The sequence below is a fragment of the Oleiphilus sp. HI0117 genome, assembly GCF_001635235.1.
Genome location: NZ_LWGA01000488.1, coordinates 1 through 618, shown reverse-complemented (window position 1 = coordinate 618; position 618 = coordinate 1). Strand labels below are relative to the sequence as shown.

The 618-nt window shown below is 47.4% G+C and carries 1 pseudogene; it reads left to right on the top strand.

The features are described from left to right. Nucleotides 1-601, top strand: a pseudogene (locus A3757_RS05545) (aminotransferase class III-fold pyridoxal phosphate-dependent enzyme); the annotation flags it as partial. Nucleotides 602-618: the final 17 nt, after the last annotated feature.

The following is a 618-nucleotide window of genomic DNA, read 5'->3' as shown; positions in this document are numbered from 1 at the left end:
GCATACCAAGGCGAAAGGTGAATTTCTAGAGGCTTTTAATGAGAAGATTCTAAAGCCTCGGGATCTCGATTATGTTATGCAGTTTACTGGTCCGACTGGTACCAACGCAGTTGAAGCGGCTTTAAAGCTAGCGCGTAATATTAAAGGCCGTCAGAACATTATTTCTTTCACCAATGGTTTTCATGGCGTTAGCCTTGGCTCTCTGGCTGCGACGGGTAACTCTCATCATCGTGGCGCGGCGGGTGTCAGCTTAGGCGGCGTAAGCCGCGTGCCTTATGACGGCTACTTAGGTGACGAGATTGATACCACAGCTTATCTTGATAAAGTGCTTTCAGATTCCAGCAGTGGCATCGACAAGCCCGCTGCAGTGATTGTTGAAACTGTGCAAGGTGAAGGCGGTATCAATGCGGCTAGTTTTGAATGGTTGCGTAACTTAGAAAAAGTCTGCCGAAAGCATGATGTACTGCTTATCATCGATGATATACAGGCGGGTTGCGGTCGTACTGGCACCTTCTTTAGCTTTGAAGAAGCAGGCATTAAGCCCGATATGGTGACCTTATCGAAATCACTTGGCGGATACGGCTTACCTTTTGCTGTTGTTTGATTTAAGCCAGAGCT